At 71.2% G+C, this 25250-nt stretch carries 23 protein-coding genes and 1 riboswitch; of the genes, 6 read left to right on the top strand and 17 right to left on the bottom strand.

The window, feature by feature from the left end; genetic code table 11:
- Positions 1 to 126: 126 nt before the first annotated feature.
- From ACFW2G_RS17240 to ACFW2G_RS17215, 6 genes are all read right to left on the bottom strand, one after another.
- The gene (locus ACFW2G_RS17240; protein WP_037927008.1) at positions 127 to 1269 is read right to left on the bottom strand and encodes a glycosyltransferase family 4 protein; all 1143 of its coding nucleotides are present in this window, start codon (positions 1267 to 1269) and stop codon (positions 127 to 129) included.
- A gap of 20 nt (positions 1270 to 1289) precedes the next feature.
- On the bottom strand, positions 1290 to 2420 hold the full coding sequence (locus ACFW2G_RS17235) for a hypothetical protein (protein WP_384581178.1): 1131 nt from the start codon (positions 2418 to 2420) through the stop codon (positions 1290 to 1292).
- A gap of 89 nt (positions 2421 to 2509) precedes the next feature.
- Positions 2510 to 3574: an NlpC/P60 family protein gene (locus ACFW2G_RS17230; protein WP_384450237.1), complete on the bottom strand. Its 1065-nt coding sequence runs from the start codon at positions 3572 to 3574 to the stop codon at positions 2510 to 2512.
- A gap of 220 nt (positions 3575 to 3794) precedes the next feature.
- The gene (locus ACFW2G_RS17225; RefSeq protein ID WP_037927009.1) at positions 3795 to 4820 is read right to left on the bottom strand and encodes an NlpC/P60 family protein; all 1026 of its coding nucleotides are present in this window, start codon (positions 4818 to 4820) and stop codon (positions 3795 to 3797) included.
- A 252-nt stretch (positions 4821 to 5072) separates the two neighbouring features.
- Complete coding sequence (locus ACFW2G_RS17220) at positions 5073 to 6437, bottom strand: NYN domain-containing protein (RefSeq protein WP_037927011.1); 1365 nt, start codon at positions 6435 to 6437, stop codon at positions 5073 to 5075.
- A 43-nt stretch (positions 6438 to 6480) separates the two neighbouring features.
- Positions 6481 to 6720, bottom strand: a complete 240-nt coding sequence (locus tag ACFW2G_RS17215) for a hypothetical protein (protein WP_008738811.1) — start codon at positions 6718 to 6720, stop codon at positions 6481 to 6483.
- 124 nt (positions 6721 to 6844) lie between these two features.
- On the opposite strand from ACFW2G_RS17215, the gene ACFW2G_RS17210 reads away from it, so the two are divergent.
- Together ACFW2G_RS17210 and ACFW2G_RS17205 are read left to right on the top strand one after the other, a co-directional pair.
- On the top strand, positions 6845 to 7579 hold the full coding sequence (locus ACFW2G_RS17210) for a rhomboid family intramembrane serine protease (RefSeq protein ID WP_037927014.1): 735 nt from the start codon (positions 6845 to 6847) through the stop codon (positions 7577 to 7579).
- Positions 7576 to 7857, top strand: a complete 282-nt coding sequence (locus ACFW2G_RS17205) for an Lrp/AsnC family transcriptional regulator (RefSeq protein WP_030850086.1) — start codon at positions 7576 to 7578, stop codon at positions 7855 to 7857. Before ACFW2G_RS17210 ends, ACFW2G_RS17205 begins: the two co-directional genes overlap by 4 nt.
- A gap of 202 nt (positions 7858 to 8059) precedes the next feature.
- Here the strand turns inward: ACFW2G_RS17205 and ACFW2G_RS17200 are convergent, their stop codons facing one another.
- The 6 genes from ACFW2G_RS17200 to ACFW2G_RS17175 form a co-directional block, all read right to left on the bottom strand.
- Positions 8060 to 9454, bottom strand: coding sequence for an aminotransferase class V-fold PLP-dependent enzyme (locus ACFW2G_RS17200; protein ID WP_384450242.1), 1395 nt, complete (start codon positions 9452 to 9454; stop codon positions 8060 to 8062).
- 199 nt (positions 9455 to 9653) lie between these two features.
- Positions 9654 to 9770: riboswitch (SAM riboswitch) on the bottom strand.
- 87 nt (positions 9771 to 9857) lie between these two features.
- On the bottom strand, positions 9858 to 10922 hold the full coding sequence (gene trpD / locus ACFW2G_RS17195; RefSeq protein ID WP_037927015.1) for an anthranilate phosphoribosyltransferase: 1065 nt from the start codon (positions 10920 to 10922) through the stop codon (positions 9858 to 9860).
- A 163-nt stretch (positions 10923 to 11085) separates the two neighbouring features.
- A complete protein-coding gene (locus ACFW2G_RS17190) occupies positions 11086 to 12717 on the bottom strand; it encodes a cytochrome bc complex cytochrome b subunit (RefSeq protein WP_037927018.1) in 1632 nt (543 codons plus the stop codon).
- On the bottom strand, positions 12714 to 13772 hold the full coding sequence (locus ACFW2G_RS17185) for a ubiquinol-cytochrome c reductase iron-sulfur subunit (RefSeq protein ID WP_037927021.1): 1059 nt from the start codon (positions 13770 to 13772) through the stop codon (positions 12714 to 12716). Before ACFW2G_RS17185 ends, ACFW2G_RS17190 begins: the two co-directional genes overlap by 4 nt.
- Entirely contained in the window at positions 13769 to 14578 is an 810-nt protein-coding gene (locus ACFW2G_RS17180) for a c-type cytochrome (protein ID WP_037927024.1), read from the bottom strand. Before ACFW2G_RS17180 ends, ACFW2G_RS17185 begins: the two co-directional genes overlap by 4 nt.
- A 76-nt stretch (positions 14579 to 14654) precedes the next feature.
- Complete coding sequence (locus tag ACFW2G_RS17175; protein ID WP_030036314.1) at positions 14655 to 15275, bottom strand: heme-copper oxidase subunit III; 621 nt, start codon at positions 15273 to 15275, stop codon at positions 14655 to 14657.
- Between the two features lie 199 nt (positions 15276 to 15474).
- Here ACFW2G_RS17175 and ACFW2G_RS17170 point away from each other — a divergent pair, with 199 nt between their 5' ends.
- Positions 15475 to 15876 carry a hypothetical protein gene (locus tag ACFW2G_RS17170; protein ID WP_037927028.1) on the top strand — a complete coding sequence of 134 codons (402 nt, stop codon included), beginning with the start codon at positions 15475 to 15477 and terminating at the stop codon, positions 15874 to 15876.
- Between the two features lie 211 nt (positions 15877 to 16087).
- Here the strand turns inward: ACFW2G_RS17170 and ACFW2G_RS17165 are convergent, their stop codons facing one another.
- From ACFW2G_RS17165 to coxB, 4 genes are all read right to left on the bottom strand, one after another.
- Positions 16088 to 17332 carry an Ig-like domain-containing protein gene (locus ACFW2G_RS17165; RefSeq protein ID WP_384450249.1) on the bottom strand — a complete coding sequence of 415 codons (1245 nt, stop codon included), beginning with the start codon at positions 17330 to 17332 and terminating at the stop codon, positions 16088 to 16090.
- A 133-nt stretch (positions 17333 to 17465) separates the two neighbouring features.
- Entirely contained in the window at positions 17466 to 17864 is a 399-nt protein-coding gene (locus ACFW2G_RS17160; protein ID WP_037927033.1) for a cytochrome c oxidase subunit 4, read from the bottom strand.
- A complete protein-coding gene (ctaD, locus tag ACFW2G_RS17155) occupies positions 17861 to 19591 on the bottom strand; it encodes a cytochrome c oxidase subunit I (protein ID WP_030961596.1) in 1731 nt (576 codons plus the stop codon). The genes ACFW2G_RS17160 and ctaD overlap by 4 nt, the downstream gene beginning before the upstream one ends.
- A complete protein-coding gene (gene coxB, locus ACFW2G_RS17150) occupies positions 19588 to 20562 on the bottom strand; it encodes a cytochrome c oxidase subunit II (RefSeq protein WP_037927036.1) in 975 nt (324 codons plus the stop codon). Before coxB ends, ctaD begins: the two co-directional genes overlap by 4 nt.
- A 283-nt stretch (positions 20563 to 20845) precedes the next feature.
- On the opposite strand from coxB, the gene ACFW2G_RS17145 reads away from it, so the two are divergent.
- Positions 20846 to 22225, top strand: coding sequence for a cysteine desulfurase/sulfurtransferase TusA family protein (locus tag ACFW2G_RS17145; protein WP_384581180.1), 1380 nt, complete (start codon positions 20846 to 20848; stop codon positions 22223 to 22225).
- 95 nt (positions 22226 to 22320) lie between these two features.
- Here ACFW2G_RS17145 and ACFW2G_RS17140 read toward each other — a convergent pair whose 3' ends face one another.
- Entirely contained in the window at positions 22321 to 23295 is a 975-nt protein-coding gene (locus tag ACFW2G_RS17140) for a carbohydrate kinase family protein (protein WP_037927043.1), read from the bottom strand.
- A gap of 143 nt (positions 23296 to 23438) precedes the next feature.
- On the opposite strand from ACFW2G_RS17140, the gene ACFW2G_RS17135 reads away from it, so the two are divergent.
- Both ACFW2G_RS17135 and ACFW2G_RS17130 read left to right on the top strand, forming a co-directional pair.
- Complete coding sequence (locus tag ACFW2G_RS17135) at positions 23439 to 23678, top strand: hypothetical protein (protein WP_037927046.1); 240 nt, start codon at positions 23439 to 23441, stop codon at positions 23676 to 23678.
- 90 nt (positions 23679 to 23768) lie between these two features.
- Positions 23769 to 25202 (top strand): hypothetical protein, encoded by a 1434-nt coding sequence (locus ACFW2G_RS17130; protein WP_384581182.1) that lies wholly within the window; start codon positions 23769 to 23771, stop codon positions 25200 to 25202.
- Positions 25203 to 25250: the final 48 nt, after the last annotated feature.

Here is a 25250-nt window from a genome sequence, read left to right as displayed (position 1 = left end):
TCCGCCCAGACGCGGTGTTGACAGACATCCGAGGAACAGTCAGGCGTGGGAAACGACTCCGCCCGGTTCCTCCCGGCCGCCGCCGGCCTCTCCCGGCGGCTCCGGGCCCCTCCCGGCCGCCGCGGGCTACAACAGCTCGCGCAGGCGGGACGCCAGGAGGTCCCAGCGCCACTTCTCCTCGACCCAGGCGCGGCCCCGCTCGCCCATGCGGGCGCGCAGGTCCGGGTCCCGGAGCAGGGCCACGATCCGGTCCGCGGCCTCCTCGGGGGCACCGCCCCGCACCACCCAGCCCGTCTCGCCGTCCAGCACCGCGTCCGGCGCGCCGCCGGAATCGCCCGCGACCACCGGCAGGCCCGTCGCCGAGGCCTCCAGGTAGACGATGCCGAGCCCCTCCACGTCGAGACCGCCCCGCCGGGTCCGGCAGGGCATGGCGAAGACGTCGCCCGCGCCGTAGTGCGCGGGGAGTTCGGACCACGGGACGGCTCCCGTGAAGACCACCGACCGGGCCACGCCCGTGGACTCGGCCAGCGCGCGCAGGTCCGACTCGTACGGTCCGCCGCCGACGACCAGCAGCACGGCGTCGGGGACCGCGGCGAGGATCCTCGGCATGGACTCGATCAACGTGTCCTGGCCCTTGCGCGGGACCAGCCGTGACACGCACACCACCACGGGCCGGTCCGTCAGGCCGAGCCGGGCCCGGACCCCGTCGCCCCCCGACCCCGGGTGGAAGGTCTTCTCGTCGACGCCCGGCGGGAGTTGGACCATCCGCGCCGCCGCCCGGCCGGTGACCGCCGAGGCGATCCGGGACCGCGTGTACTCCCCCAGGTACGTGAGGGTGTCCGTGCCCTCGCCGATCCGCCGCAGCAGCCCGCGCGCGGCCGGCAGCTGGGCCCAGCCCGCCTCGTGCCCGTGGGTGGTGGCCACGATCCGCCGGGCACCGGCCCGCCGCAACGCCGGGCCCATCAGGCCGAGCGGGGCGGCGGCCCCGAACCACACCGACTCGCAGCCGTGTTCGCGCAACAGGCCGACGGCGCGCCGCGTCACCCGCGGGGTCGGCAGCAGCATCGTCGTACGATCGCGGACCACCTGGAACGGCTGCTCGGCGTCGAAGGCCGCGGTGGCCTCACGGCCCTCCGCGCCGTGCTTCCACGTGGAGGCGTAGACGACGACCCGGTCGGGATCCAGTCGCAGCGCCATGTTGTGGAGGAAGGCCTGGATGCCGCCCGGTCGCGGCGGGAAGTCGTTGGTCACGATCAGGGTCTTGTGCATCGCCTGCCGACAGTACCCGCTCAGCGCAGTTCCTCGCGAAGGAACTCCCGCCAGGCCTTCGACAGCTCCGCCCCGTCCACCCCGAGGGCGGTCGGCAGCGCGGTCTCCAGCGGTTCGCGGCCCGCCCGCCCGTACAGGTCCACCAGGGCCTCCTCGCCCCATTCGGCCGCGATCAGCCGGCAGGCCAGCCACGCCCCCTCGTAGGCCCGCGCGGCCGCCTCCGGGTCGCCGCCGAAGGCGAAGTCCTCCGTCCGGGGCAGGTCCCCCGGCAGTTCGCCGCGCCGCACCGCCCGGGCGAGCGCCGGGGCGGCCTGCGCGGGGGGCGTGGAGGCACCCCGGTACGCCGCCCAGTCCGCGAAGCCCTCGGAGAGCCACTGGGGGGTGGTGGCGGAGGTAGCGGCGCGCGTGGCCACGTGCGTGACCTCGTGGGTCAGGATGATCCGCCGGCCCTCCGCACCCAGCCCGGCGTACCCCTCCGGATTGAGCACGACCCGGTCCGCGGGGCCCGGGCCCGGGCCCGCCCGGCCGGTGGTGACGGCGCCCAGCCCCCGGTAGGTGTCGGCGGGCCGGCCCAGCAGCCGCGCCATCGCGTCGAGGGAGCCGGGGACCAGGACGACCACCCGCCCCGGCCACGGACCGGGCCAGGCGGCACGCGCGGCGGGCACCGCCCGGTCGGCCTCGGCGGCGACCTCCCGCAGCGTCCCGGCGCCCTGGCCGGCTCCGCCGAGCACCAGGGAGTAGGTGCCGGCGGCCACCGAGACCGGGCCCTGGTCCCACAGCTGCGGCAGGGCGCCCGGCGCGGGCCGGTCGGCGCTCACCCGCCAGGTGCCGCCCTCCCGGGCCAGCTCCACCTCGCGCGCCGACTCCTCGGGGGCGGTGTCGTGACCGGCCAGCCGGTAGCGCAGCCGGGCCGTGGCGACGGCCCGGTCGCCGTCGCGCCGCACCGCGGAGACCGTGTACGACCAGTCGGCCAGCGGAATCCCGGCGAGCCGCTCGGGCACCGACCGGGACCAGTCGGCGACGGCCCGGCGGACGTCCCGGCCGGCGGTGTCGGCGGTCCCGGCCGGCCGCGGGCCGCAGGCGACCGGCAGCGCGCACAGCAGGAGCAGCACGAGCGGCAGGAGGCGCGGCGGGCGGCGGACGGGGAGCATCCGCCGATCGTACGCAGGCCGCCCCGGACGGCGGGGAGGGGAGGGCGGCGGACGGAAGGGCGGCGGGGGGCGGTCCGCCGCCCGCGGGGTCAGGGGCGGGTCACCGCCGACACCGGCATCATCCCGACCGGGTCGTAGCGCACCCGCGCCCCGGGATAGGGGGCGTGGACCACCTGGCCATTGCCGACGTACATGCCGACGTGGCTGGCGTCGGACCGGTACGTCACGAGGTCGCCCGGGCGGGCCTGCGAGAGCGGCACCTGCCGCCCCGCGTGCCGCTGGGCCTGCGAGGTCCGCGGCAGCGAGACGCCCGCCTGCCGGTAGGACCAGACCATCAGCCCGGAGCAGTCGAAGCCGGAGGGGCCGGTGGAGCCCCACACGTACGGGCGGCCGACGGCGGCCCGGGCAGCCATCACGGCAGCCGCGGCGCGGCCGGAGGAGGGGCCTCCGCCGCCGGCGGGGCCCAAATCCGGCAGCGTTTCGTGGCGCCCGCCGGAGCGCGAGGAGCGCTCGAAGTCGGCCCGCTCCTCGGACGGCATGGAGTTGAGCAGCCGCTGGGCCGCGGCGAGCTTCGCGGTGACGGAGCGCTTGTGGCGGGCGACGTCGGAGCGCAGGGCGTCGAGTTCGGCGAGTTTGTGGGAGGCCTCCGCCCGCACCTGCCCGAGCCGGCGCTGTTCCTGGCGCAGTTCGTGGAGCTGCCGGGCCTGGCGCTCGGTCAGCCGGTCCAGGGCCGCGGCCTGTTCCAGGTAGGCGTCGGGGTCCTCGGCGAGCATCAGCCCGACGGCGGGGTCGATGCCGCCGCTGCGGTACTGGGCGCCTGCGAAGGTGCCGAGGACGCCGCGCAAGGTGTTGATGCGTTGCTGGCCGCGGGCGACGGCGTCCTGGGCCCGGTTGACCTCGGCGCGGAGCCTGTCGGCCTTCTCGCCCGCCTCGTTGAAGTGCTCGGTAGCCTGCTCGGCCTCCTCGAAGAGCCGGTCCACTTGGGCGCTGACGCCGGACCTGGTGCCGCCGCCGGGCTCGTGCGGGAGGCCCGGGGCCGCGCTCGCGGGTGCGGCGGCCATGGCGACCGCGGCGGTCGCCGCGGCGGCGGTGAGGACGGTGACCTTCGGGTTCCGGTCGAGGCCGCCGAACCCGGGCCGACGATGGGACGCCACGTGCACCCGCTCCCTTCCGCTGAGCGGGGCCCGGGGCCGCCCCCCGTGGACGGCCGTGTGCCGGGTTCCGCGCTGGCAGACAGTAGCCGTGCGACCACGCACCGACCAACGACCGCCGGAGGGCACACACGCCGACGCCCCGCCGGAGACGCAGGTCACTGGCGGGGCGTGGGTCAGAGCGGGGCCGCGGAATTCGCCCGGATGGGCGGTGTGCGGCGCGTCAGATGCGGACGCCGAACTGGAACGGCATGTTGTCCATCGACTCGTACTTGACGCCGCCGCGCGGGTTCGAGGCGTGCAGCGTCATGTTGTTGCCGGCGTACAGGCCGACGTGGTGCAGGTCCCCGTAGAAGAAGACCAGGTCACCGGGCTGGAGCTGGCTGCGGCTGATGCGCGTGCCGTCGTTGGCCTGGGTGTAGGTGACGCGGCTGATGCTGACGCCGGCCTGCTTGTACGCCCACTGGGTCAGCCCGGAGCAGTCGAAGGAGTTGGGGCCCTCGTGGCCCGATATGTACGCGCTGCCGAGCTTGGTCTTGGCGGCCGCCAGGGCGGCTCCGGCACGACCGGAGGCACTGACGTTGCCGAGGTCGACGCGCTGGCCGTCGGCGCGGCTGGCGCGCGACTCCTCGTCCTTGAGCGCGGCGCGCTCCTGCGCCGTAAGGGTGTTGAGGATGGCCTGGGCGGCGGCCAGCTTCTCGGACGAGACCTTCTTCTTCTCGGCCAGCTCCTTGCGGGTGGCGTCGAGGTCGGCGAGCTTGCCGGATGCCTCCTGGCGCTGCTGCGCGAGGGTGCGCTGCTTCGCCTGGATCTTCTGGACCGCTTCGACCTGCTTGCCGCTCAGGTGCTCCAGGGTGGCGGCCTTGTCGAGGTAGCCGTCGGGGTCCTCGGAGAGGAGCAGGGCGAGGGAGGGGTCGATGCCGCCGCTGCGGTACTGGGCACTCGCCATCGAACCGAGCGCGCTGCGCAAGTCGTTGAGCTCGCTCTGGCCGCGCGCGACCTGGTCCTGGATCTGCCCGATCTCCTTCTCCAGGGTCGCCTGGCGCTCCTTGGCCCCGTTGAACTTCTCGGTGGCCTGCTCCGCCTCTTCGTAGAGGGCGTCGACCTGGCTCTTGACCTCGTCCTTGCTCGGCTTCGCCGGGGCGGCGGAGGCACTCTGCGCGGTGAGCGCGACGGCCGCGGCCGCGACCGAGGTGAGCACGGTCACACGAGCGCGGGTCGGCTGCTTGGGTCGACGGTGGGACGCCACGAAGGCGAGCTCCTTCTTCCTAGAGCCGCCGAAGAACGCAACTCGGCAGCACCTCCGCCGCCACTCCGAATGAGTGATCTACCGCACGAAGGTTTGAGCAGACCCTAGTGACCCAGCTGTGATCAGTTCAAATCCTGCCGGGAAAAAACTCGGGCCCCGACCAGGTTCTTTACTTTCAGCGCACGCTCCGTGCCGAGCACTTGACGGTGCGTCCCCCACAGGAGGCGCCAATTCCGGCATTCAGGCTGAGAGTTACGAAACGCGCGAAAGCCGCTTCAGCAGCAAAGCGGACGTTACGGGCCGCGCCCCGGCCTTGGCCACCCCGTCGGCGACCTCCCGGTCCGTGGAGACCACGACCACCGGCCGGCCGGCCGGCTCCGCCCGCACCAACTGCCGGATCAGCTCGTCGGCGGTCACCCCGGCCTTGGAGAACAGCACCCGCACACCGCGCGGCGGAGCGAGCAGCACCGGAGCCGCCAGCTCCGCGCCGTCGAAGACACAGGTCATCTCCGCGCCCGTCTGCGCGGCCAGCATCGACAGCCCGCCCAGCAGCCGCAGTCGCTGCTTCTCCAGCGGCATCGTCGGATAGCCGGTCTTGGTCACGTTGTAGCCGTCGACCACCAAGTGGGCCTGGGGCAGCGCCAACAGCTGGTCCAGCAGCGCCGGATCGGTCTCCGACAGGGCCCGCGCCGCGATGTCCTTCGGCGTCATCCGGCCCGGCTCCACCGCGTCCACCGTGTCGGCCGGGCGGGTGTTCACCGGCGGCAGCGCCAGCTCGCGGCGCAGCCCCTGCGCCGCGTCCAGCACGGTGTCCAGCAGCAGTCGCAGCCGCATGTCCTCGATGCTGCGCCCCTCGCGGGTGGCCCGGCGCGAGGTCTCCAGCGCCGTCTCCACCTCCGCCAGGCGGGACTTGAGCCGACGGTTCTCACTCTCGGCCGCCGCCACCCTGGCCGCCGCCTCCCCGCGGATCCCGTCGATCTCGGCGGTCGCCTTGCGCAGGGCCGCCTCGCCGCGCTTGACGTCACTGAGGGCGCTGCGCAGCCGCCGCTGAAGCGATTCCGCTTCCTTTCGCGCGGCCTCCAGCTCGCCCCGCACCTGCTCGCCGCCCGTGCGCTGCAGCTCCCGTACCTGCTCCAGCTCCTCGCGCAGGCGCTCCAGCTCGCGCCGGGTCTCCTCGCCGACCCGCTCGGCGTCGGCGCGCTGCGCCTCCTCACCCGCGGCGGCCACCAGCTTGACCCATCCGGCGGGCCGCAGGACGAAGGCGGCCGCCGCCACGTCCAGCGGGTCCGCGGCCGCCGGCGGTGCGCCGGACTCCAGCGCACCGGCCAGGTCCGCCTGGGCCTCGCGCAGCTTCTCGGCGACCCTGCCGCGGAACACCGGATCGGTCTCGACCGCCGCGGCCATGGCGTTGCCCGCGAACTTGGCCCGCCGGGTCGGGGTGAAGCGGGCGTACTGGCGCAACTGCGCCGGCAGGTCCGCGACGGTCAGCGCGCCGAAGGCGTCCGAGACGAGCGCGACGACCCGGCGCCGCACGCCTTCCGGAAGCGGGCGGTCGAGCGCCTCCGCGGCGTCGTCGGCCGCGTCGGCCGACCCGGCGCCGCTTGCTGGCTCCACAATCCGTCACCCCTACCGTGATGGTCTACCTGCGGACGGGGCTCCGTCAGGAGTCCGCGCCCGGCCTGTCCACAAGCTCGATCTGGTCCACCGCGTTGCACCAGCGGCAGCGGACCGACTCGATGGTCTCATTGACCACCTCGCGCTCCTCGACCTTGGGCTCCCCGGCGAGGTCCAGGTGGACGTACTCGACGACCTTCGACGAGCGGGTGACATCGAAGCGCGTGAGGTTGCCGCACAGGGTGCAGCGCCACCGCGTGGTGTCGGTCGGCAGGGGAACCGTCATCGGGCTGCTCGCTCCTTCGTAGCTGATTCAATTAAAGCGGCCCGTTCGGCCGTCCGCGTCGGCCTGCGTACCGCAGCTCGTAACCCTACGGCCTGGCAGCGCTTCAGGTGGGGTGCGTTGCGTCATGCTCTGTCACATGATCGTAAGGTGGCGGACTGTGCGCGAGGCTGTCCGGGGACCGGTGGTCACCCACGCGCTGATCGCGGGCTGCGGCGTGGTGTTCGTCCTGAGCCCGGCCTCGGGGCTCAATCCGGTCTACGGCACCGGCGACGAACTACTGGTCGCGGGCGCCGAGTACTTCCGGCGCTGGGGCGTGGTCCCGGACGAGCTCTTCACGGACACCCCCCGTGCCTGGCTGACCCCGCTGACCGCGCTCTTCGTCCACGGCAGCTGGCTGCACCTGCTGGGCAACATGCTCTTCCTCTTCGTCTTCGGCGCGATGGCCGAGGAGCGAATGGGCCGCCCGGCGTTCCTCGTCTTCTACCTCTGCACGGGCTACCTGGCACTGGCGGCGTACGCGGCGGCCAACGCGGAGTCCGCGCAGACACTGGTGGGTGCTTCGGGGGCGATCTCGGCCGTCCTGGGGGCGTTCCTGTACCTGCTGCCGAGGGCGCGGGTGACGAGCCTGTTCCCGTTCCTGTTCTTCCTGCCCCTGCGGTTCCCGGCGTGGATCGTGCTGCTGTTCTGGTTCGCCCTGCAGTGGGTGGCGGCGCACCGCGCGGAGAGCGGGCCGGGAGTCGCCTATCTGGCCCATCTGGTGGGGTTCTCGCTCGGCTTCCTCTACGCATGGGCCCGGTATCGGGGTACGACTAGAGTGAGGCGACCAGCGACGGCCACCGAGGGAGACAGCCAGCCGTGATCACCGCGATCGTGCTCATCAAGACCAGCGTGGACCGCATCCCCGAGATCGCCGAGTCCATCGCCGCCCTCGACAACGTCAGCGAGGTCTACTCCGTCACCGGGACGTACGACCTGATCGCGCTGGTCCGCGTGAACCGCCACGAGAACCTGGCCGACATCATCCCCGGCCGCATCAGCAAGATCCCGGGCGTCGAGGCCACCGACACGCACGTGGCGTTCCGCACGTACTCGCAGCACGACCTGGAGGCGGCGTTCGCGATCGGCCTGGACGCGTAGCGCCGGCTTCGGCCGTCCACATCCCGGGCGCTGCCCGGACCCGCGCCTCCATCGCCGGCGAGGCTCAATGGGTGCGGGTTGCCCTGCGGGCGGCTCGGCGGGGCGGTGTCGGTCCGGTCCGGGGAGCGGCGCCGCCGCCGGGGCGTCTCCTCGCGCGGGGCACCGACCCGCGCTCCTGCGGCGCAGCCCCCGCGGAAAGCCGTCAGCCCACGGGGACGCAGCGGCCCTCCTCCGTGCGGTACTGCCACTTCGCGCCGTCCTCGACAAGCTCCTTGACCGCCCGGACGAAGCGCTCCACGTGCTCGTCCGGGGTGCCGGCGCCGAAGCTGACGCGGATCGCGTTCAGGGAGCGCTCGCCCGGAGCGGCCTCGGGGGCCCCGCACTCGCCCGGGGCCTGCGGCTCGCTGCCCAGCAAGGTCCGTACCAGCGGGTGGGCGCAGAACAGGCCGTCTCGGACGCCGATCCCGTACTCGGCGGAGAGCGCGGCGGCGAAGTGGGAGCTGTTCCAGCCGTCCACCACGAAGGAGATGACGCCGACGCGCGGGGCGTCATCGCCGAAGAGGGACAGGACCCGGACCGCCGGAACCTCCGCCAGACCCTCGCGGACCCGGGCCACCAGCCGCTGCTCGCGGGCCACCAGGGTCTCGAACCCGGCCTCGCTCAGGGCCCGGCAGGCCGAGGCGATGGAGTAGACGCCGATGACGTTCGGGGAGCCGGCCTCGTGGCGGGCCGCCGTGGTGTGCCACTCGACGTCCACGCCGCCGTCCTCACGGCGGGAGACCTTGCGGGAGGCCCCGCCGCCGGCCAGGTACGGATCGGCCTCCTGGAGCCAGTCGGCGCGGCCGGCGAGGACGCCCGAGCCGAAGGGCGCGTAGAGCTTGTGGCCGGAGAAGGCGACCCAGTCGACGTCGAGGTCCCGCACGGAGACGGGGTGGTGCGGGGCCAGCTGGGCGGCGTCCAGCACGATCCGCGCGCCGTGGGCGTGCGCGGCGGCGGCGAGTTCCTTCACCGGCCACAGCTCGCCGGTGACGTTGGAGGCGCCGGTGACGCACACGAGCGCCGGGCCGTAGGGCTCGCGGTCGGCGAGCGCCCGCTCCAGGGTGGCGACGGCCTCGGCCGGGGTGCGCGGCGCGTTGAGGTAGGTGACCTGCGCGTTCGTCCACGGCAGGAGCGAGGCGTGGTGCTCGGTCTCGAAGACGAAGACCTGGCAGTCGGCCGGGAGCGCCGCGGCGAGCAGGTTCAGGGAGTCGGTGGTGGAGCGGGTGAAGACGACCTGGTCGCCGGGGCGGCAGTCGAGGAACTCGGCGACCGTGGCGCGGCTCTGCTCGAAGAGGTCGGTGGACAGCTGCGAGAGGTATCCGGCGCCGCGGTGGACGCTGCCGTAGTAGGGGGCGTAGGCGGCCACGTCGTCCCAGACCCGCTGGAGGGCGGGGGCGCTGGCGGCGTAGTCGAGGGCCGCGTAGGTGACCTCGCCGCCGGTGACGAGCGGGACGGTGACGTCTCGGCCGAGGACGGCGAGCGGCTCGGCACAGGCGGGGTCCTGGGCGGTGGCGACGGTGGTGGCGGTGGCAGTGGCGGTGTTCAGGGATGCGGACATGGCGGTATCTCCCGGCAGGCAGGGCTGAATGGCTTCGGTGTGCCCGTACGCACGTGGGTACGGGAAGATCCCCGGGACGAGAGGAGGGCGCACGGAAGTGACCCTGGTCCGAGGGTGAAGAAGGGGCGTCGGTCGCCCTATCGCATTCGCTTGCTCACGGAAAACGCTCCTCGAAAGACCAGGACCCCTGGTGTCGAGGGATCCGCGCTTGCCGTAGGCCTTGCTGCCTACGACCTGGTCATCACCCGGGGCACCCCGCCACGGAAGGAGGGTTGCCGGACAGCAAGCCGGGGCCTACACGCTGTCACTCGTGACCTGGTCTGCATCCTGCCACATGATCGGCCGGCCGCCAGACCCCGGTCCACATCGCGGACCGGGGTCCGGCCGGAAACGGGCGCCGCGGTCAGGCGTTGCTGGCCGTCACCCAGCGCTCCAGCGCGGCCCTGGCGGCACCGGAGTCGATCGACTCGGCCGCGCGGGTGATGCCGGCCGCGATCTGCTCCTCCAGGCTGCCCGTGCCGGGGTCGAGGGCCACCAGGGCGGCCGCCGAGTTCAACAGCACGGCGTCGCGGACCGGTCCGGTCTCGCCGGCCAGCAGGCGACGGGCCACGTCCGCGTTGTACGAGGGGTCCCCGCCGGCCAGGGCCGAGACGTCCACCAGGGGGATGCCGACGTCACGCGGGTCGAAGGACTGCTCGGCGACCTCCCCGCCGCGGACCCACCAGACGCGGGAGGTCGCCGTGGTGGTCAGTTCGTCCAGGCCGTCGTCGCCGCGGAAGACCAGCGCCGAGGAGCCGCGTTCGGCGAGCACGCCCGCGACGATGGGCGCCATCCGGGGGTCCGCCACGCCGGTGGCCTGGGACCGGACGCGGGCCGGGTTGGTGAGCGGGCCGAGGATGTTGAAGGTGGTGCGGATGCCCAGTTCCCGGCGGGCACCGGCGACGTGGCGCAGGGCCGGGTGGAACTTCACCGCGAAGCAGAAGGTGATGCCGGCCTCCTCGGCGACCTCGACGACCCGGGCGGTGCTCAGGTCGAGGTTGACGCCGAGCTTCTCCAGGACGTCCGAGGAGCCGCTCGCGGAGGACGCGGCCCGGTTGCCGTGTTTGACGACCTTGGCGCCGGTCCCGGCCACGACGACCGCCGACATCGTGGAGATGTTCACCGTCTTGGCCCCGTCGCCGCCGGTGCCGACGATGTCGACGCTGGGGCCGGGCACCTCGATGAGGTTGGCGTGCTCGTACATGGCCCGCACGAGGCCGTTGATCTCGGCGACCGTCTCCCCCTTGGCACGCAGGGCGACCACGAAACCGGCGATCTGGGCATCGGTGGCCTCCCCCCGCATGATCCGGTCCATGGCCCAGGCCGTGTCGTCCGCGCGCAGGTCCCGGCCGGTCAGCAGGGCGTCGAGGACGCCCGGCCAGCCACGGGCCGCCACGCTGTCGCCGCCTGCCGGGGTCACAACGTTCATGGTCAGCTCCTGCTGCTGGTAGGGGTCCCCGTCGATTGGGAAGGAGATCAGCCTATCCAGCCCCGGTTACGGCAAAGAGCCCCGTCCAGACACTGGACGGGGCTCTCGCCGTGGCGACACCAGGACTGACCGAAATCAGTCCCTCATGCGGTGGTGCGGGGGATCAGTGGTGGCCGTGGCCGGACTGGATCTCCTTGTACTCCTCCACCGTGGGCTTCGGGATCTGGTTGCCCTCGGCGTAGAAGCCCTTGCTGAGCTTCGCGCGCAGCTTCTCGGTGGCCTTCACCTTGCGCTCGACGCCGTTCTCGTCGACCGTCGGGCCGATTTCGAGCGGCTTGTACTGCTCGTGCGCGGTGAGGGTGTGCAGCTTGCCCTGCGAAAGCGGCTCGTGGACCTCGACGAACTCACCGTGCGGCAGGCGCTTGATGATGCCGGTCTCGCGACCGTGCAGCACCTTGTCCCGGTCCCGGCGCTGGAGGCCGAGGCAGATCCGCTTGGTGACGATGAAGGCGAGGACCGGGCAGACGAAGAAGCCGATCCGCGCGAACCAGGTGATCGAGTTGATCGACAGGTGGAAGAACTGCGCGAACATGTCGTTTCCACCGGCGATCAGCAGGACGACGTACCAGGTCAGCCAGGCCACACCGAAGGCGGTGCGGGTCGGGACGTTGCGCGGGCGGTCCAGGATGTGGTGCTCGCGCTTGTCTCCGGTGACCCAGGACTCGACGAAGGGGTACACGGCGATCGTCGCCAGGACCATCGGGAAGATCATCAGCGGGATGAACACGCCGAGGACCAGCGTGTGACCCCAGAGGTTGATCTCCCAGCCCGGCATGGCACGGATGAGGCCCTCGGAGAAGCCCATGTACCAGTCCGGCTGCGCGCCCGTGGACACGTGGTCCGGGACGTAGGGTCCGAGCGCCCAGATCGGGTTGATCGAGGCGATGCCCGCGATGGCCGCGATGATGCCGAAGACCAGGAAGAAGAAGCCGCCCGCCTTCGCCATGTACACCGGGAGCAGCGGCATGCCGACGACGTTCTTGTTCGTCTTGCCGGGACCCGCGAACTGGGTGTGCTTGTGGTAGAAGACCAGGATCAGGTGGGCCACCAGCAGGCCCATCATGATGCCCGGCAGCAGCAGGATGTGGATCGAGTAGAACCTGGCCACGAAGTCGTGCCCGGGGAACTCGCCGCCGAACAGGAACATCGACAGGTACGTGCCCACGACCGGCACGGACAGGATCGCGCCCTGCATGAAGCGGACACCGGTGCCCGAGAGCAGGTCGTCCGGCAGGGAGTAGCCGGTGAAGCCGGTGAACATGCCGAGGACCAGCAGCAGGAAGCCGAACAGCCAGTTGATCTCGCGCGGCTTGCGGAACGCGCCGGTGAAGAAGACGCGCATCATGTGCACCATCATCGCCGCGACGAAGATCAGGGCCGCCCAGTGGTGGATCTGCCGGATGAGCAGACCACCGCGGACGTCGAAGCTGATGTCCAGCGTCGAGGCGAACGCCTCGGACATCCGCACACCCTGCATCGGCACGTACGAGCCGTGGTACACGACCTCGTTCATGCTCGGGTGGAAGAACAGCGTCAGGTACACACCCGTGAGGATGATGATGATGAAGCTGTAGAGCGCGATCTCACCCAGCATGAAGGACCAGTGGTCCGGGAAGATCTTGCGCATGTTCGCCTTGGCCAGGCTGTAGATGCCCAGGCGGCCGTCCGCCCAGTCAGCCACGCGCTCGCCGGCGGGCGCTTTGCGCGCCTGTGCGTCAGTGGTCGCAGTACTCATCCGCGCTCCCAGAATGCAGGACCGACGGGCTCTTCGAAGTCGCCGAGCGCTTCGAGGAAGCCTTCGTCATTCACACCGATCCGCAGCTGCGGAAGCGCGTGACCGGCCGGGCCGAAGATGACACGGGCGCCGTCGGAGAGGTCGAAGGTGGACTGGTGGCACGGGCAGAGCACGTGGTGCGTCTGCTGCTCGTACAGGCTGATCGGGCAGCCGACGTGGGTGCAGATCTTCGAGTAGGCCACGATGCCCTCGTGGGACCACTCCAGCTCCTGCTTGTCCTTGATGTCCTCCGGCTTGAGCCGGACGATCATCAGGGCCGCCTTGGCGATCTGGGTCATGTAGTCGTGCGCGTCCTCCTCCAGGCCCTCGGGCTTGGCGAAGGTGAGCGAACCGACCAGGACGTCCTCGGGACGCAGCGGCTCCATCGTGTTCTGGTTGATGAGCAGCTTGCCCTTCGCCCAGACCGTCTTGCGCAGCTTCTCCTCGGGCAGCGGGCCCAGGTCGCGCAGCAGCATCACACCGGAGAGCGGGACCAGAGCCAGCGCGCCCAGCATGGTGTTGCGGATCAGCGGCCGCCGGCCGATGCCGGACTCGTTCGCGCCGTCGGCGAAGTCCTGCATGACCTTGGCCCTGACCTCCGGCGCGGCGGAGATCTCGTGGCGGTCGTCGGCGACCTCCACGTCGGACATCAGGGTGCGGGCCCAGTGCACGGCACCGGCGCCGATGCAGAACAGCGCGATGCCCAGGGTGACGCCCAGCGCGAAGTTGAGCGCGCTCACCTTCCCGATGGGGAAGATGTACACGATCTTGTCGACCGGGAGGATCACGTAGGAGGCGATGAAGGCGACCGTGGCCAGCATCGACACCGTGAACAGCATCGCGACCGTGCGCTCGGAACGCTTCGCCGCCCGCTCGTCGATGTCCTGGATGCGCGGCTTGTGGACCGGCAGGCCCGGGTCGGCGAACGGGTCGTCCGCGACCGCTACGCCACCGTGGTGCGCGTCGCCCTGCTCGCTCGGCAGGTGCTTGTCTTCGGGAATCTCTTGGCTACTCATGACTTCTTGGCCTTAGCGGTGTGGGCCGCGACCCAGACGGCGACAGCGATCAGCGCACCCAGTCCGAAGACCCAGCCGAACAGGCCCTCGGAGACCGGGCCGAGCCCGCCGAGCTTGAGGCCGCCGGGGTTCGTCGACTTCTCGCCGTTGACGTTCTGGAGGTACGCGATGATGTCCTTCTTCTGCTGCTCCGGCATGGTGCTGTCAGGGAAGGAGGGCATGTTCTGCGGGCCGGTCTGCATGGCCTCGTAGATGTGCTTCGGCGTGACGTCCTCAAGGTTGGGGGCGTACTTGCCGTTCGTCAGCGCGCCGCCCTCGCCGGTGAAGTTGTGGCACTGCGCGCAGTTGTTGCGGAACAGCTCACCGCCCTTGGCGATGTCGGCGTCCGCCGGGTCGTACTGCTTCTCGGTCGGCGTGATCGGGCCGGCACCGAGGGAGGCGATGTACGCGGCCAGCTGGTCGATCTGCGCCTGGGTGTAGATGACCGGCTTCTTCGGCACCTGGGCGCCGGGCTGCTGGGCGGGCATGCGGCCCGTGCTCACCTGGAAGTCGACGGCCGCGGAGCCGACGCCGACCAGGCTCGGGCCGTCAGAGGAACCCTGACCGCCGGTTCCGTGGCAGCTTGCGCAACCCACGGCGTAGAGCTTCTTGCCCTCCTCGATGGCGAGGGACTGGGCGGTTTCATCGGCCTGCGCCTTGCCCGCGGGAGCAAAGGCGGCGTACAGCCCCCCAGTGGCCGCCAGCGCGAGGAGTAGAACGACGACCGCCGCCAGCGGATGGCGTCGTCGTGCGGAGAGCTTTTTCACGGATTACCCCGGTGTCAGGATCTTCTGCGTCGGTGTGTCTGGATGGAGTGCCGGGTCGGGCCCGGTGACGTGTTCGCTACTTGATCAGGTAGATCGTGGCGAAGAGGCCGATCCAGACGACATCGACGAAGTGCCAGTAGTAGGACACGACGATGGCCGACGTGGCCTGTTCGTGGGTGAACCTCTTGGCCGCGTACGTCCGGCCGAGGACCAGCAGGAAGGCGATGAGGCCGCCCGTCACGTGCAGACCGTGGAAGCCGGTGGTCAGGTAGAACACCGAGCCGTACGGACCGGACGAGAGGCTCATGCCCTCGTGCTTGACCAGCTCGGTGTACTCGAACACCTGGCCGCCAATGAAGATCGCACCCATGACGAACGTGATGATGAACCACGTCCGGAGCTTCTTCACGTCACCGCGCTCGGCGGCGAACACGCCGAGCTGGCAGGTGAGGGAGGAAAGCACCAGGATCGTCGTGTTCGTCGCCGAGAAGGGCAGATTCAAGGCCGAGGCCTGCTCTGTCCAGTACTCGGGACCCGTCACGGATCGCAGGGTGAAGTACATCGCGAAGAGGGCCGCGAAGAACATCAGCTCGGAACTCAACCAGATGATGGTTCCGACGCTGACGAGGTTCGGCCGGTTGACCGTCGGGTGCGCGTGCCCGGTATCTACTGTCGTTGCTGTCGCCACGACCGACATTATGTCGGTCGCTTATCCCGCCCTCACCCCGGGGGGTGCCGTTCGGAGTGTCAGGGGCGTGTGCAAGGCCCGAACGGCCCATCAGATGACGGCCCCGCGCACTCTCGTGCACCTGTCCGAACCGATGCTGACACGGCGGTGGGAGGAGTAGCATCCCGCGCAACATCAACGTGATTCATGGGACACGTGGAGGATCGAAATGCGGGCGACTGCGCGGGTTCTGGTCTACAGCGACGACGCGGGCACCCGGGAGCAGGTGAGACTGGCGGCGGGCCGCCGTCCCGCCGCTGATCTGCCACCGGTGGAGTTCCTGGAGTGCGCGACGCTGCCGGCGGTCCTGACGGAGCTGGACGCGGGCGGGATCGACGTGTGCGTGCTGGACGGCGAGGCGGTCCCGGCCGGGGGCATGGGTGTGTGCCGGCAGATCAAGGACGAGATCTTCCGGTGTCCGCCGGTGCTGTTGCTGATGGGGCGCCCCCAGGACGCCTGGCTGGCCACATGGAGCCGCGCGGACGCCGCGGTGACCCTTCCGGTGGACCCGGTGGAGTTCGCGGACGCGCTGGCGGGCCTGCTGCGTTCCCGACTGTCCCTGGACGCCTAGGGCCCGGCCGGCGGATCGGCCGGACGGGCCCCGGGGACCGGCCGTCAATCCGGGGCGCCGCCCGTCGCACGGGCGGGTGATCCCGAGCGGCACGTACGACGGGGAGTGAGGGCGCACGCGCCGGGAACCGCCGGGCACCAAGCGGTTCTCCGGACGCGTGCGCCCTCACCGGCCGGCCGGCGGCGCCCCGGAGGGGGACCGGGCCGGATCCTCAGACCGTGGGCCGCAGGCGGGCCTGGTCGATGGTGCTGCGGCCTTCCTGGGTGCCCTTGAGGAGGGCGCTGCCCTCGCGCCAGTCCTTCCAGTCCATGTTCCAGTCGCCGAATCCGTTGCCGAAGATGTCCATGTCGTCGCCGATGCTGTTGATCACCTGGACGATGTCGCCCTCGGTGATGTTCTCGTAGAACCAGGCGGCGTTGCCCGTGCTCATGCCGGTGCAGCCGTGGCTGACGTTGGCGTAGCCGTGAGAGCCGATGGACCAGGGCGCGGCGTGCACGTATTCACCACTCCAGGTGACGCGGGTGGCGTAGTAGACGGGCAGGTTGTAGTACTCGCTGCCGCCGATGCCGACGGTGTCCCCGCGCATCTGTACGTAGTACTGCTTCCCCAGCACCACCTTGATGCCGTTGCGGGTGGAGAACCCGGGCTTGCCGGTGGTGACCGGAATGGAATTGATCACTTCTCCGTTGCGCTTGAACGTCAGCCAGTGGGCGGCGGCGTCGGTGGTGACCTCGACCCGGTCGCCGATCTCCAGCTTCAGCGGCTTGGCGGCGGCCCCGTGGAGCTCGTCGGTGATCCTGATGCCCTCCAGGTTGCTCCGTACGGAGACGGCGGTGTTGGCGGGCCAGTAGTCCTTCGGGCGGTAGTGCAGGTGCTTGTCGTCGACCCAGTGCCAGGCGCCCTCCACCCCGGGAGGGGCATCGACGACCAGGCCGCGTTCCACGACGGCGCGGGCCGCCTTGTCCTTGACGGGCTCGTTGAGTTCGGCGGTGAGGGGCTGGCCGACGCCGTACTTGCCCTCCTCCGGGCCGAACTCGACCTTGAGGACTCCCTTGGACGGGGTGGTGTCGAAGGCCATCGTGCGCTGGCCCGGGGCACCCCTCTCGTCCTCCGTGCTCACGGTGACGGTGTAGCGCACACCTGCGGCCATGGGGACGGTGCTGTGCCACCGGTCCCCCGTGGCGCTGAGTTCGCCCGCCAGGCGGCGGCCGTGGGTGTCCACGACCGTGACGTCGGTGATCCGGCTGCCCTTGGCCTTGGCGGTGATTTCGAGGGGCCGGTTGGGGTCGACGGGCCGGCTGCCCGCCGTCTGGTTGAAGGCGACCTGCTCGCCCGCGTCGACCGGGCGGGCTGACAGCGGGTTGTCGCCGGACCCGCATGCGGTGGCGCCGGCCCCGAGGGACGCGACCAGCAGGGAGCAGCTGAGTACCGTCCAAAGACGCGGTGAGTGCTTCATGGACCCAACGCTATGAAGATATGACAATTACGGCGCGCGGGGTGACTGCAAACGAGGGGCCCGGACTCCTCCGAAGAGGTGTCCGGGCCCCACGTGGTGCGCGGCCGGGCCGCGCGCATGCTGCTTCTCGCGCCTACTGGTTGGCGTTCTCACCGCGGTAGTACTCGTACACCCAGCCCCACAGGCCGATCAGGATGATCGGGGCCGAGAAGTACATGAGCCACCAGCCGAAGACGACGCCCAGGAAGGCGAGCGCGCCACCGATACCGAGCGAGAGCGGCTGCCAGCTGTGCGGGGAGAAGAACCCCAGCTCGCCGGCCTCGTCGGCGACGTCGGCCTCCAGGTTGTCCTGGGCCATCTCGTCGACGCGCTTGGCCGTGAAGGCCAGGTAGTAGCCGATCATGACGCTCAGGCCGAAGGCCAGGAAGAGCGCAGTGGTACCGACGGGCTCCTTCGACCACACGCCGTACACGACGGCCATGATCAGGATGAAGAAGGAGAGCCAGAGGAACATCTTGCCCTGGATCTTCACTTGCCGGCCTCCTTGCCACCGGTGACGGCCGCCTTGGCGCCGTGGTCCTCAAGGTGGTCGAGCGCCGCGATCTCCGGGTGGTGGAGGTCGAAGGCGGGCGACTCGCTACGGATGCGCGGCAGCGTGAGGAAGTTGTGCCGCGGCGGCGGGCAGGAGGTCGCCCACTCAAGCGAACGGCCGTAGCCCCACGGGTCGTCGACCTCGATCTTCTTGCCGTACTTGGCCGTCTTCCACACGTTGTAGATGAACGGCAGCATCGACAGGCCGAGCACGAAGGAGCTGATCGTGGAGATCGTGTTCAGCGTGGTGAAGCCGTCGGCCGCCAGGTAGTCGGCGTAGCGGCGCGGCATGCCCTCCGCACCCAGCCAGTGCTGGACCAGGAAGGTGCCGTGGAAGCCGATGAACAGCGTCCAGAAGGTGATCTTGCCGAGGCGCTCGTCCAGCATCTTGCCGGTGAACTTCGGCCACCAGAAGTGGAAGCCGGCGAACATCGCGAACACCACGGTGCCGAAGACGACGTAGTGGAAGTGGGCGACGACGAAGTACGAGTCGGAGACGTGGAAGTCCATCGGCGGCGAGGCCAGGATGACGCCGGTCAGACCACCGAAGGTGAAGGTGACCAGGAAGCCGATCGTCCAGAGCATCGGGGTCTCGAAGGACAGTGAGCCCTTCCACATGGTGCCGATCCAGTTGAAGAACTTCACACCGGTCGGTACCGCGATCAGGAAGGTCATAAAGGAGAAGAAGGGCAGCAGCACACCGCCGGTGACGTACATGTGGTGCGCCCACACGGTCACCGAGAGGCCGGCGATCGCGATCGTCGCGGCGATCAGGCCGATGTAACCGAACATCGGCTTGCGCGAGAAGACCGGAATGATCTCCGAGACGATGCCGAAGAACGGCAGCGCGATGATGTACACCTCTGGATGTCCGAAGAACCAGAAAAGGTGTTGCCAGAGCAGTGCGCCACCGTTGGCGCTGTCGAACACGTGCGAGCCGAACTTGCGGTCGGACTCCAGCGCGAAGAGCGCGGCGGCCAGGACCGGGAAGGCGAGCAGGACCAGGACACCGGTCAGCAGCACGTTCCAGGTGAAGATCGGCATGCGGAACATCGTCATGCCCGGAGCGCGCATGCAGATGATCGTGGTGATGAAGTTGACCGAGCCGAGGATCGTACCGAAGCCGGAGAAGGCCAGACCCATGATCCACATGTCGGCGCCGATGCCCGGCGACCGGACCGCGTCCGACAGCGGGGAGTAGGCGAACCAGCCGAAGTCGGCGGCGCCGTTCGGCGTCACGAAGCCGGCCACCGCGATGGTCGAGCCGAAGAGGTACAGCCAGTACGCGAACATGTTCAGCCGCGGGAACGCCACGTCGGGCGCGCCGATCTGCAGCGGCATGATCCAGTTGGCGAAGCCCGCGAACAGCGGGGTGGCGAACATCAGCAGCATGATCGTGCCATGCATGGTGAACGCCTGGTTGAACTGCTCGTTCGACATGATCTGCGTACCCGGACGGGCCAGCTCGGCGCGCATGAAGAGCGCCAGGAGACCGCCGATGATGAAGAACACGAACGAGGTGACCAGGTACATCGTGCCGATGGTCTTGTGGTCGGTGGTGGTGAGCCACTTCACGACCACGTTGCCCGGCTGCTTGCGCCGCACCGGCAGCTCGTTCTCGTACGAGTCAGCTGCGGCGGCACCCTGGGATTCGTTGAGGATGCTCACAGTTTGTTCACTTCCGCATTCCGGGCCGGGTCGGTCTGCTGGATGCCGGCAGGGAGGAAGCCGGTCTGACCCTTCTCCGCCAGGTCCTTCAGGTACTCCTGGTACTTCTCGGGCGAGACCACCTTGACGTTGAAGAGCATCCGGGAGTGGTCGACGCCGCAGAGCTCGGCGCACTTGCCCATGAAGGTGCCCTCTTGGCTCGGGACGACCTCGAAGACGTTGGTGTGGCCCGGGATGACGTCCTGCTTGAACAGGAAGGGGACCACCCAGAAGGAGTGGATGACGTCGTTGGACGACAGGATGAAGCGGACCTTCTCACCCTTGGGGAGGACCAGGGTCGGACCCGGGTTGCCCGTCTGCGGGTTGCGGTCGCTCGGGACGCCCTTCTCGTAGACGCCCTCGGCGCCCGCCGGGAAGTCCTTGGTGAAGCGGTCCGGAATGGAGGCGAGCTCCTTGGGAACCGCACCCGCCTTCGGGGTAGCCGCGTCGCCGTCGACGTTCTCGATGTAGTTGAAGCCCCAGCTCCACTGGAAGCCGATCACGTTGATCGTGTGCGCCGGCTTCGGGGTGAGGGCGAGAAGCTTGGACTCGTCACGCGCGGTGAAGTAGAAGAGCACCGAGACGATGATGAGCGGGACGACCGTGTACAGCGCCTCGATGGGCATGTTGTACCGGGTCTGCGGGGGGACCTCCACCTTCGTCCGGCTGCGCCGGTGGAAGATGACGCTCCAGATGATCAGGCCCCACACCAGGATGCCCGTGACGAGCGCGGCCGCCCAGGATCCCTGCCACAGGGAGAGGATGCGCGGCGCCTCCTCGGTTACCGGAGTCGGCATTCCGAGGCGGGGGAAGTCTTTCCATGTATACGAGCAACCAGTGGCGGTCGCCAGGACCACGCCCGCAGTCAGCGCCTGCAGCAGCTTCCGCCGCATCGGGCGCCGCGGCGAGCGGTCGGAGCCGTAGGGACTCACGTAGCGCCTTCCCGAGAGTCTCGGCCCGCGCGGCCGGCCGCGGCCGTGTTCGGGTCGGTCGCCGGCCCTGACGCAGGCAGGGGTTTGGATGTTTATGCGGACCAAACCCTACTGGACGCTATTTGGGGTCGCGCGGGGAGGGTGCCCAACGCGCCGCTACTGCCCCCGAAGGGATGGATCCGCCGTACGGGGGACGGCGGACACGCCCCTGAATGACGGGCTCCGGGGCCCATCTGACGCCCCCTGACCTCGAACGCTCCGGGGCCGGCGCTAGCGTGGCGGGATGCCGTACTTCGACAGCGCGTCCGCCGCTCCCCTGCACCCCGTGGCCCGGCAGGCGCTGCAGGCCTCCCTGGACGAGGGCTGGGCCGATCCGGCCCGGCTGTACCGGGAGGGCAGGCGCGCGCGGTTGCTGCTGGACGCGGCGCGGGAGGCCGCCGCGGAGGCGGTGGGATGCCGCGCCGACGAGCTCGTGTTCACTCCTTCGGGGACGCACGCGGTTCACTCGGGCATCGCCGGCGCCCTCGCCGGCCGCCGACGCGTCGGCGGCCATCTGGTCGTATCGGCGGTCGAACACAGTTCTGTACTGCATGCGGCGGCGGCGCACGAGGCGCGCGGCGGGCACGTCACCGAAGTCCCCGTGGACCGCTGGGGCGCGGTGTCCCCCGCCGGGTACGCGCAGGCGCTGGCACCGGCGACGGCGCTCGCCTGCCTCCAGTCCGCCAACCACGAGGTGGGCACGGTCCAGCCGGTGGCCGAGGTGGCGGAGGTCTGCGGGGCGGCGGGGGTGCCGCTGCTGGTGGACGCGGCGCAGTCGCTGGCCTGGGGGCCCGTGGAGGGCGCCTGGTCCGTCCTGGCGGCGAGTGCGCACAAGTGGGGCGGCCCGCCCGGGGTGGGCCTGCTGGCGGTCCGCAAGGGGGTGCGCTTCGCACCCCACGGCCCCGCGGACGAAAGGGAGTCGGGGCGCTCCCCCGGCTTCGTGAACCTTCCCGCGATCGTGGCGGCGGCGGCCTCCCTGCGGGCGGTACGAGCGGAGGCGGACGCGGAGGCGGCCCGGCTGCGGATCCTGGTGGATCGGATCCGGCGGCGGGTGGTGCGGCTCGTCCCGGACGTGGAGGTGGTCGGCCACGCGGACCGGCGGCTGCCGCACCTGGTCACCTTCTCCTGCCTGTACGTCGACGGGGAGGCGCTGCTGCACGAGCTGGACCGGGCGGGCTTCTCGGTCTCCTCGGGCTCCTCCTGCACGAGCTCCACGCTGACCCCCAGTCACGTGCTGCGGGCGATGGGCGTGCTGTCGGAGGGGAACGTACGGGTGTCCCTGCCGGCGGGGACACCGGCGGCCGAGGTCAACGCCTTCCTGGAGGTGCTGCCGGGTGCGGTGGCGGGCGTACGGGAGCGGCTCGGGGTCTCGGAGGCGCCCGCGGTGGTGCCGGAGGCGGAGTCCCTCGAACTGGACGCGCTCGGGCTGCGCTGCCCGCAGCCGGTGATCGAGCTGGCCCGGGCCATCGGCCGGGTCCCGGTGGGCGGCACGGTGACCGTCCTGTCGGACGACGAGGTGGCGCGGCTGGACATCCCGGCGTGGTGCGCGATGCGCGGGCACGCGTACCTGGGCGAGAGCCCCCGTGCCGCCGGCTCCGCGTACACGGTCCGCCGCGGGGCGTAGCCGCGGCGGGGCACAGCCGCGGCGGGGCACAGCCGCGGCGGGGCCGGATCCGACCCCGCCGCCTCCGGCCCCGGCCGCGATCCGCCGGGCGGAGCCTAGGCCAGGTGGGCGCGGACCTCGGCCGCGGCCTCTTCGCCGTAGGCCTTGGTGAAGCGCTCCATGAAGTGGGCACGGGCGAGCGTGTACTCCTGGGTGCCCAGCGTCTCGATGACGAGGGTCGCGAGCATGCAGCCGAGCTGCGCCGCGCGCTCCAGGCCGACGCCCCAGCCCAGGCCCGTCAGGAACCCGGCGCGGAAGGCGTCGCCGACACCGGTCGGGTCGACCTTCGCGTTCTCCTCGGGGCAGCCGACGACGATCGGGGCCTCGCCGGACCGCTCGATCCTGACGCCGTTGGAGCCCAGCGTGGTCACGCGGGTGCCGACCTTGGAGAGGATCTCCTCGTCCGTCCAGCCGGACTTCGACTCGATGAGGCCCTTCTCGTACTCGTTGGAGAAGAGGTAGGTCGCGCCCTCCATCAGGGTGCGGATGTTGTCGCCGTCCATGCGGGCGATCTGCTGCGAGAAGTCGGCGGCGAAGGGGATCCCCCGCGTCCGGCACTCCTCCGTGTGGCGCAGCATCGCCTCGGGGTCGTCTGCGCCGATGAGGACGAGGTCGAGGCCGCCCACGCGGTCGGCCACGGACTTCAGCTCGATCAGGCGGGCCTCGCTCATCGCGCCCGTGTAGAAGGAGCCGATCTGGTTGTGGTCGGAGTCCGTGGTGCACACGAAGCGCGCGGTGTGCAGCACCTCGGAGATGCGGACGGACTGGGTGTCGACGCCGTGCCGGTCGAGCCAGGCCCGGTACTCGTCGAAGTCGGAGCCGGCGGCTCCGACCAGGATCGGGCGGCTGCCGAGCTGCCCCATGCCGAAGCAGATGTTCGGGCCCACACCGCCCCGCCGGACGTCGAGGTTGTCGACGAGGAAGGAGAGGGAGACCGTGTGCAGCTGGTCCGCGACGAACTGGTCGGCGAAACGGCCGGGGAAGGTCATGAGGTGGTCGGTGGCGATGGAGCCGGTGACTGCGATGCGCACGGCGTGGACGCTCCTGCTGAGGACGGCGAGGGACAGTCAAAACTACCCGGTAAGTGCCCCCCGGCCGAACCCCAGGACGAACCCCAGAAACTACCCCTTAGTAGGTCTTTCTTCGCGAGAGCTCCGGTGCCTACGGTGCCCTCATGACCTATACCGACGGTTACGGCTGCTCCGAGTACACCGCCGACCGGCGCGGAGCGGAAGGCCCGGGACGGCCCGGCTTCGCCCGCCTGCTGGGGGACTGCGCCCGGATGGCCCCGCACTGGGGCGTCGAGGAGGGCCCCCGGCAGGTCCGGGTGGCTCCCTCGCAGATCCACGGGGTCAGGGTTCCGGCCGCCTCGGCCCGGCTGATCGCCTCCACCGCCGCCTACGGGGACCAGTAGGAGGGCGCCCGGAAGCCGGAGGGAACCGGTTGCGCCCCCGTTCCGTCACACCCGCATCAGACACTGCGGGACCAGTGAAGGAGCGATGCGGTGACCAGCGAAGAACCCGGCACGTCAAGCGGCACACGACGGCGGCCCGCCTGGGTCGTCGGCTCGATCACGGCCGCCGTCCTGCTCGCGGGCGGCGGCACCGCCTACTGGGCGTCCGCGGCCCAGGGGGACGGAACGGCCCGCCGGACGGGTGACAGCGCGGCATCCGCACCCCGTGACGCGGGTGACCCCTCGGGTCCGGGCATCGCGCCCGGGGAGCCGGATCCTTCGGGCGGGGGTGTGGTCTACCGGACCGATGTGAAGCTGCCCGAGGCCCCGCCGGCGGCGCCCGCCTACCGCGTGTCGGGGGAGGTCGCGCAGGCCGATGTGGCCCGGCTCGCGACGGCCCTGGGCCTCACGGGCGCCCCGCGGCTGGAGGGGGACGTCTGGCTGGCCGGTGAGGCCGCCGACGGCTCCGGGCCCCGGTTGACGGTGGCCCGTACGGCACCGGGCACCTGGAATTTCAACCGCTTCCAGGCGGGCGGCGACGCCGCGGGCAACGGCGCCGGGGACGACTGCGTGCGCGGCAAGGACACCTGCGGCCCCGCCACGCTCCCCCGGGACGCCGGTGCCGACGCGAGCGGCCGACCAGTGTCCGAGGAGGCCGCCAAGGCCGCCGCGGCTCCGGTGCTGCAGGCCGTGGGGCAGGACGGGGCCCGGCTGGACGCCCGGCTCACCCAGGGTGCGATCCGGGTGGTGACGGCCGATCCGGTGGTCGGCGGCCTGCCCACGCAGGGCTGGTCCACCCAGGTGAGCGTGGGCGCGGACGGCACGGTGGTGGGCGGCAGCGGCGAGCTGGCGGCGCCGGTCCGGGCGGCCGACCAGCAGGTGGTCGGGGCCGCGGAGGCGCTGGCCCGGCTGAACGCGCGGTCGAACGGCTCCGGCGGCACGCCGGAGCCCAGCGGCTGCGCGAGTGCGGTCCCGCTGGCGGCGGACACCCCGGTGGGCGCCTCGGAGCCGGTGCCCTGCAATCCGGAGCCCCGGCCGATGAAGCCGCCGCGGACCGAGACGGTGACGGGCGCGGTGCTCGGGCTGGCTCCGGGGACGGTCGACGGAGCACGCGGGCTGGTTCCGGCCTGGCTGTTCGAGGTGGCGGGGCGGGGCGGGGCGCCGGGTCACACGGTGGCCGAGCCGGCGTCCGCGCAGGAGAACACGCCGGGGCCGGGCGCTCGTACCGTGCCCGGCTTCTCGTACCGGGAGGCCGACCGGAAGCTGACGGTGAACTTCTGGGGCAGCGTGTGCAGCACGTACGCCGTGGAGGCGCGGGAGCAGGCCGGATCGGTCATGGTGAAGATCACTGACACGCCGAACAAGCCGGGTCAGGCCTGCATCATGCTGGCGGAGGAGATGTCCCTGTCGGTGACCCTGAAGGAGCCGCTGGGCGACCGGAAGGTGCTGGACGCGGCGACGGGCAAGGCGCTCCCCCGGCAGTAGCGCCCCTGGGCATGCGCGAGGGCCCGCCCCGGTCGGATGCGACCGGGG

The organism is Streptomyces sp. NPDC058880 (genome assembly GCF_042742535.1).
GTDB lineage: Bacteria > Actinomycetota > Actinomycetes > Streptomycetales > Streptomycetaceae > Streptomyces.
This window is presented reverse-complemented; position numbering and strand designations above follow the sequence as displayed.

Coding starts and splice junctions, on each gene's coding strand:
- ACFW2G_RS17200 (WP_384450242.1), bottom strand. CDS start 9,454: ATGTCCGCATCCCTGAACACCGCCACTGCCACCGCCACCACCGTCGCC.
- ACFW2G_RS17235 (WP_384581178.1), bottom strand. CDS start 2,420: ATGCTCCCCGTCCGCCGCCCGCCGCGCCTCCTGCCGCTCGTGCTGCTC.
- ACFW2G_RS17135 (WP_037927046.1), top strand. CDS start 23,439: ATGACCTATACCGACGGTTACGGCTGCTCCGAGTACACCGCCGACCGG.
- ACFW2G_RS17185 (WP_037927021.1), bottom strand. CDS start 13,772: ATGAGTAGCCAAGAGATTCCCGAAGACAAGCACCTGCCGAGCGAGCAG.
- ACFW2G_RS17190 (WP_037927018.1), bottom strand. CDS start 12,717: ATGAGTACTGCGACCACTGACGCACAGGCGCGCAAAGCGCCCGCCGGC.
- ACFW2G_RS17215 (WP_008738811.1), bottom strand. CDS start 6,720: ATGACGGTTCCCCTGCCGACCGACACCACGCGGTGGCGCTGCACCCTG.
- trpD (WP_037927015.1), bottom strand. CDS start 10,922: ATGAACGTTGTGACCCCGGCAGGCGGCGACAGCGTGGCGGCCCGTGGC.
- ACFW2G_RS17165 (WP_384450249.1), bottom strand. CDS start 17,332: ATGAAGCACTCACCGCGTCTTTGGACGGTACTCAGCTGCTCCCTGCTG.
- ACFW2G_RS17210 (WP_037927014.1), top strand. CDS start 6,845: ATGCTCTGTCACATGATCGTAAGGTGGCGGACTGTGCGCGAGGCTGTC.
- ACFW2G_RS17175 (WP_030036314.1), bottom strand. CDS start 15,275: ATGTCGGTCGTGGCGACAGCAACGACAGTAGATACCGGGCACGCGCAC.
- ACFW2G_RS17240 (WP_037927008.1), bottom strand. CDS start 1,269: ATGCACAAGACCCTGATCGTGACCAACGACTTCCCGCCGCGACCGGGC.
- ACFW2G_RS17170 (WP_037927028.1), top strand. CDS start 15,475: ATGCGGGCGACTGCGCGGGTTCTGGTCTACAGCGACGACGCGGGCACC.
- ACFW2G_RS17145 (WP_384581180.1), top strand. CDS start 20,846: ATGCCGTACTTCGACAGCGCGTCCGCCGCTCCCCTGCACCCCGTGGCC.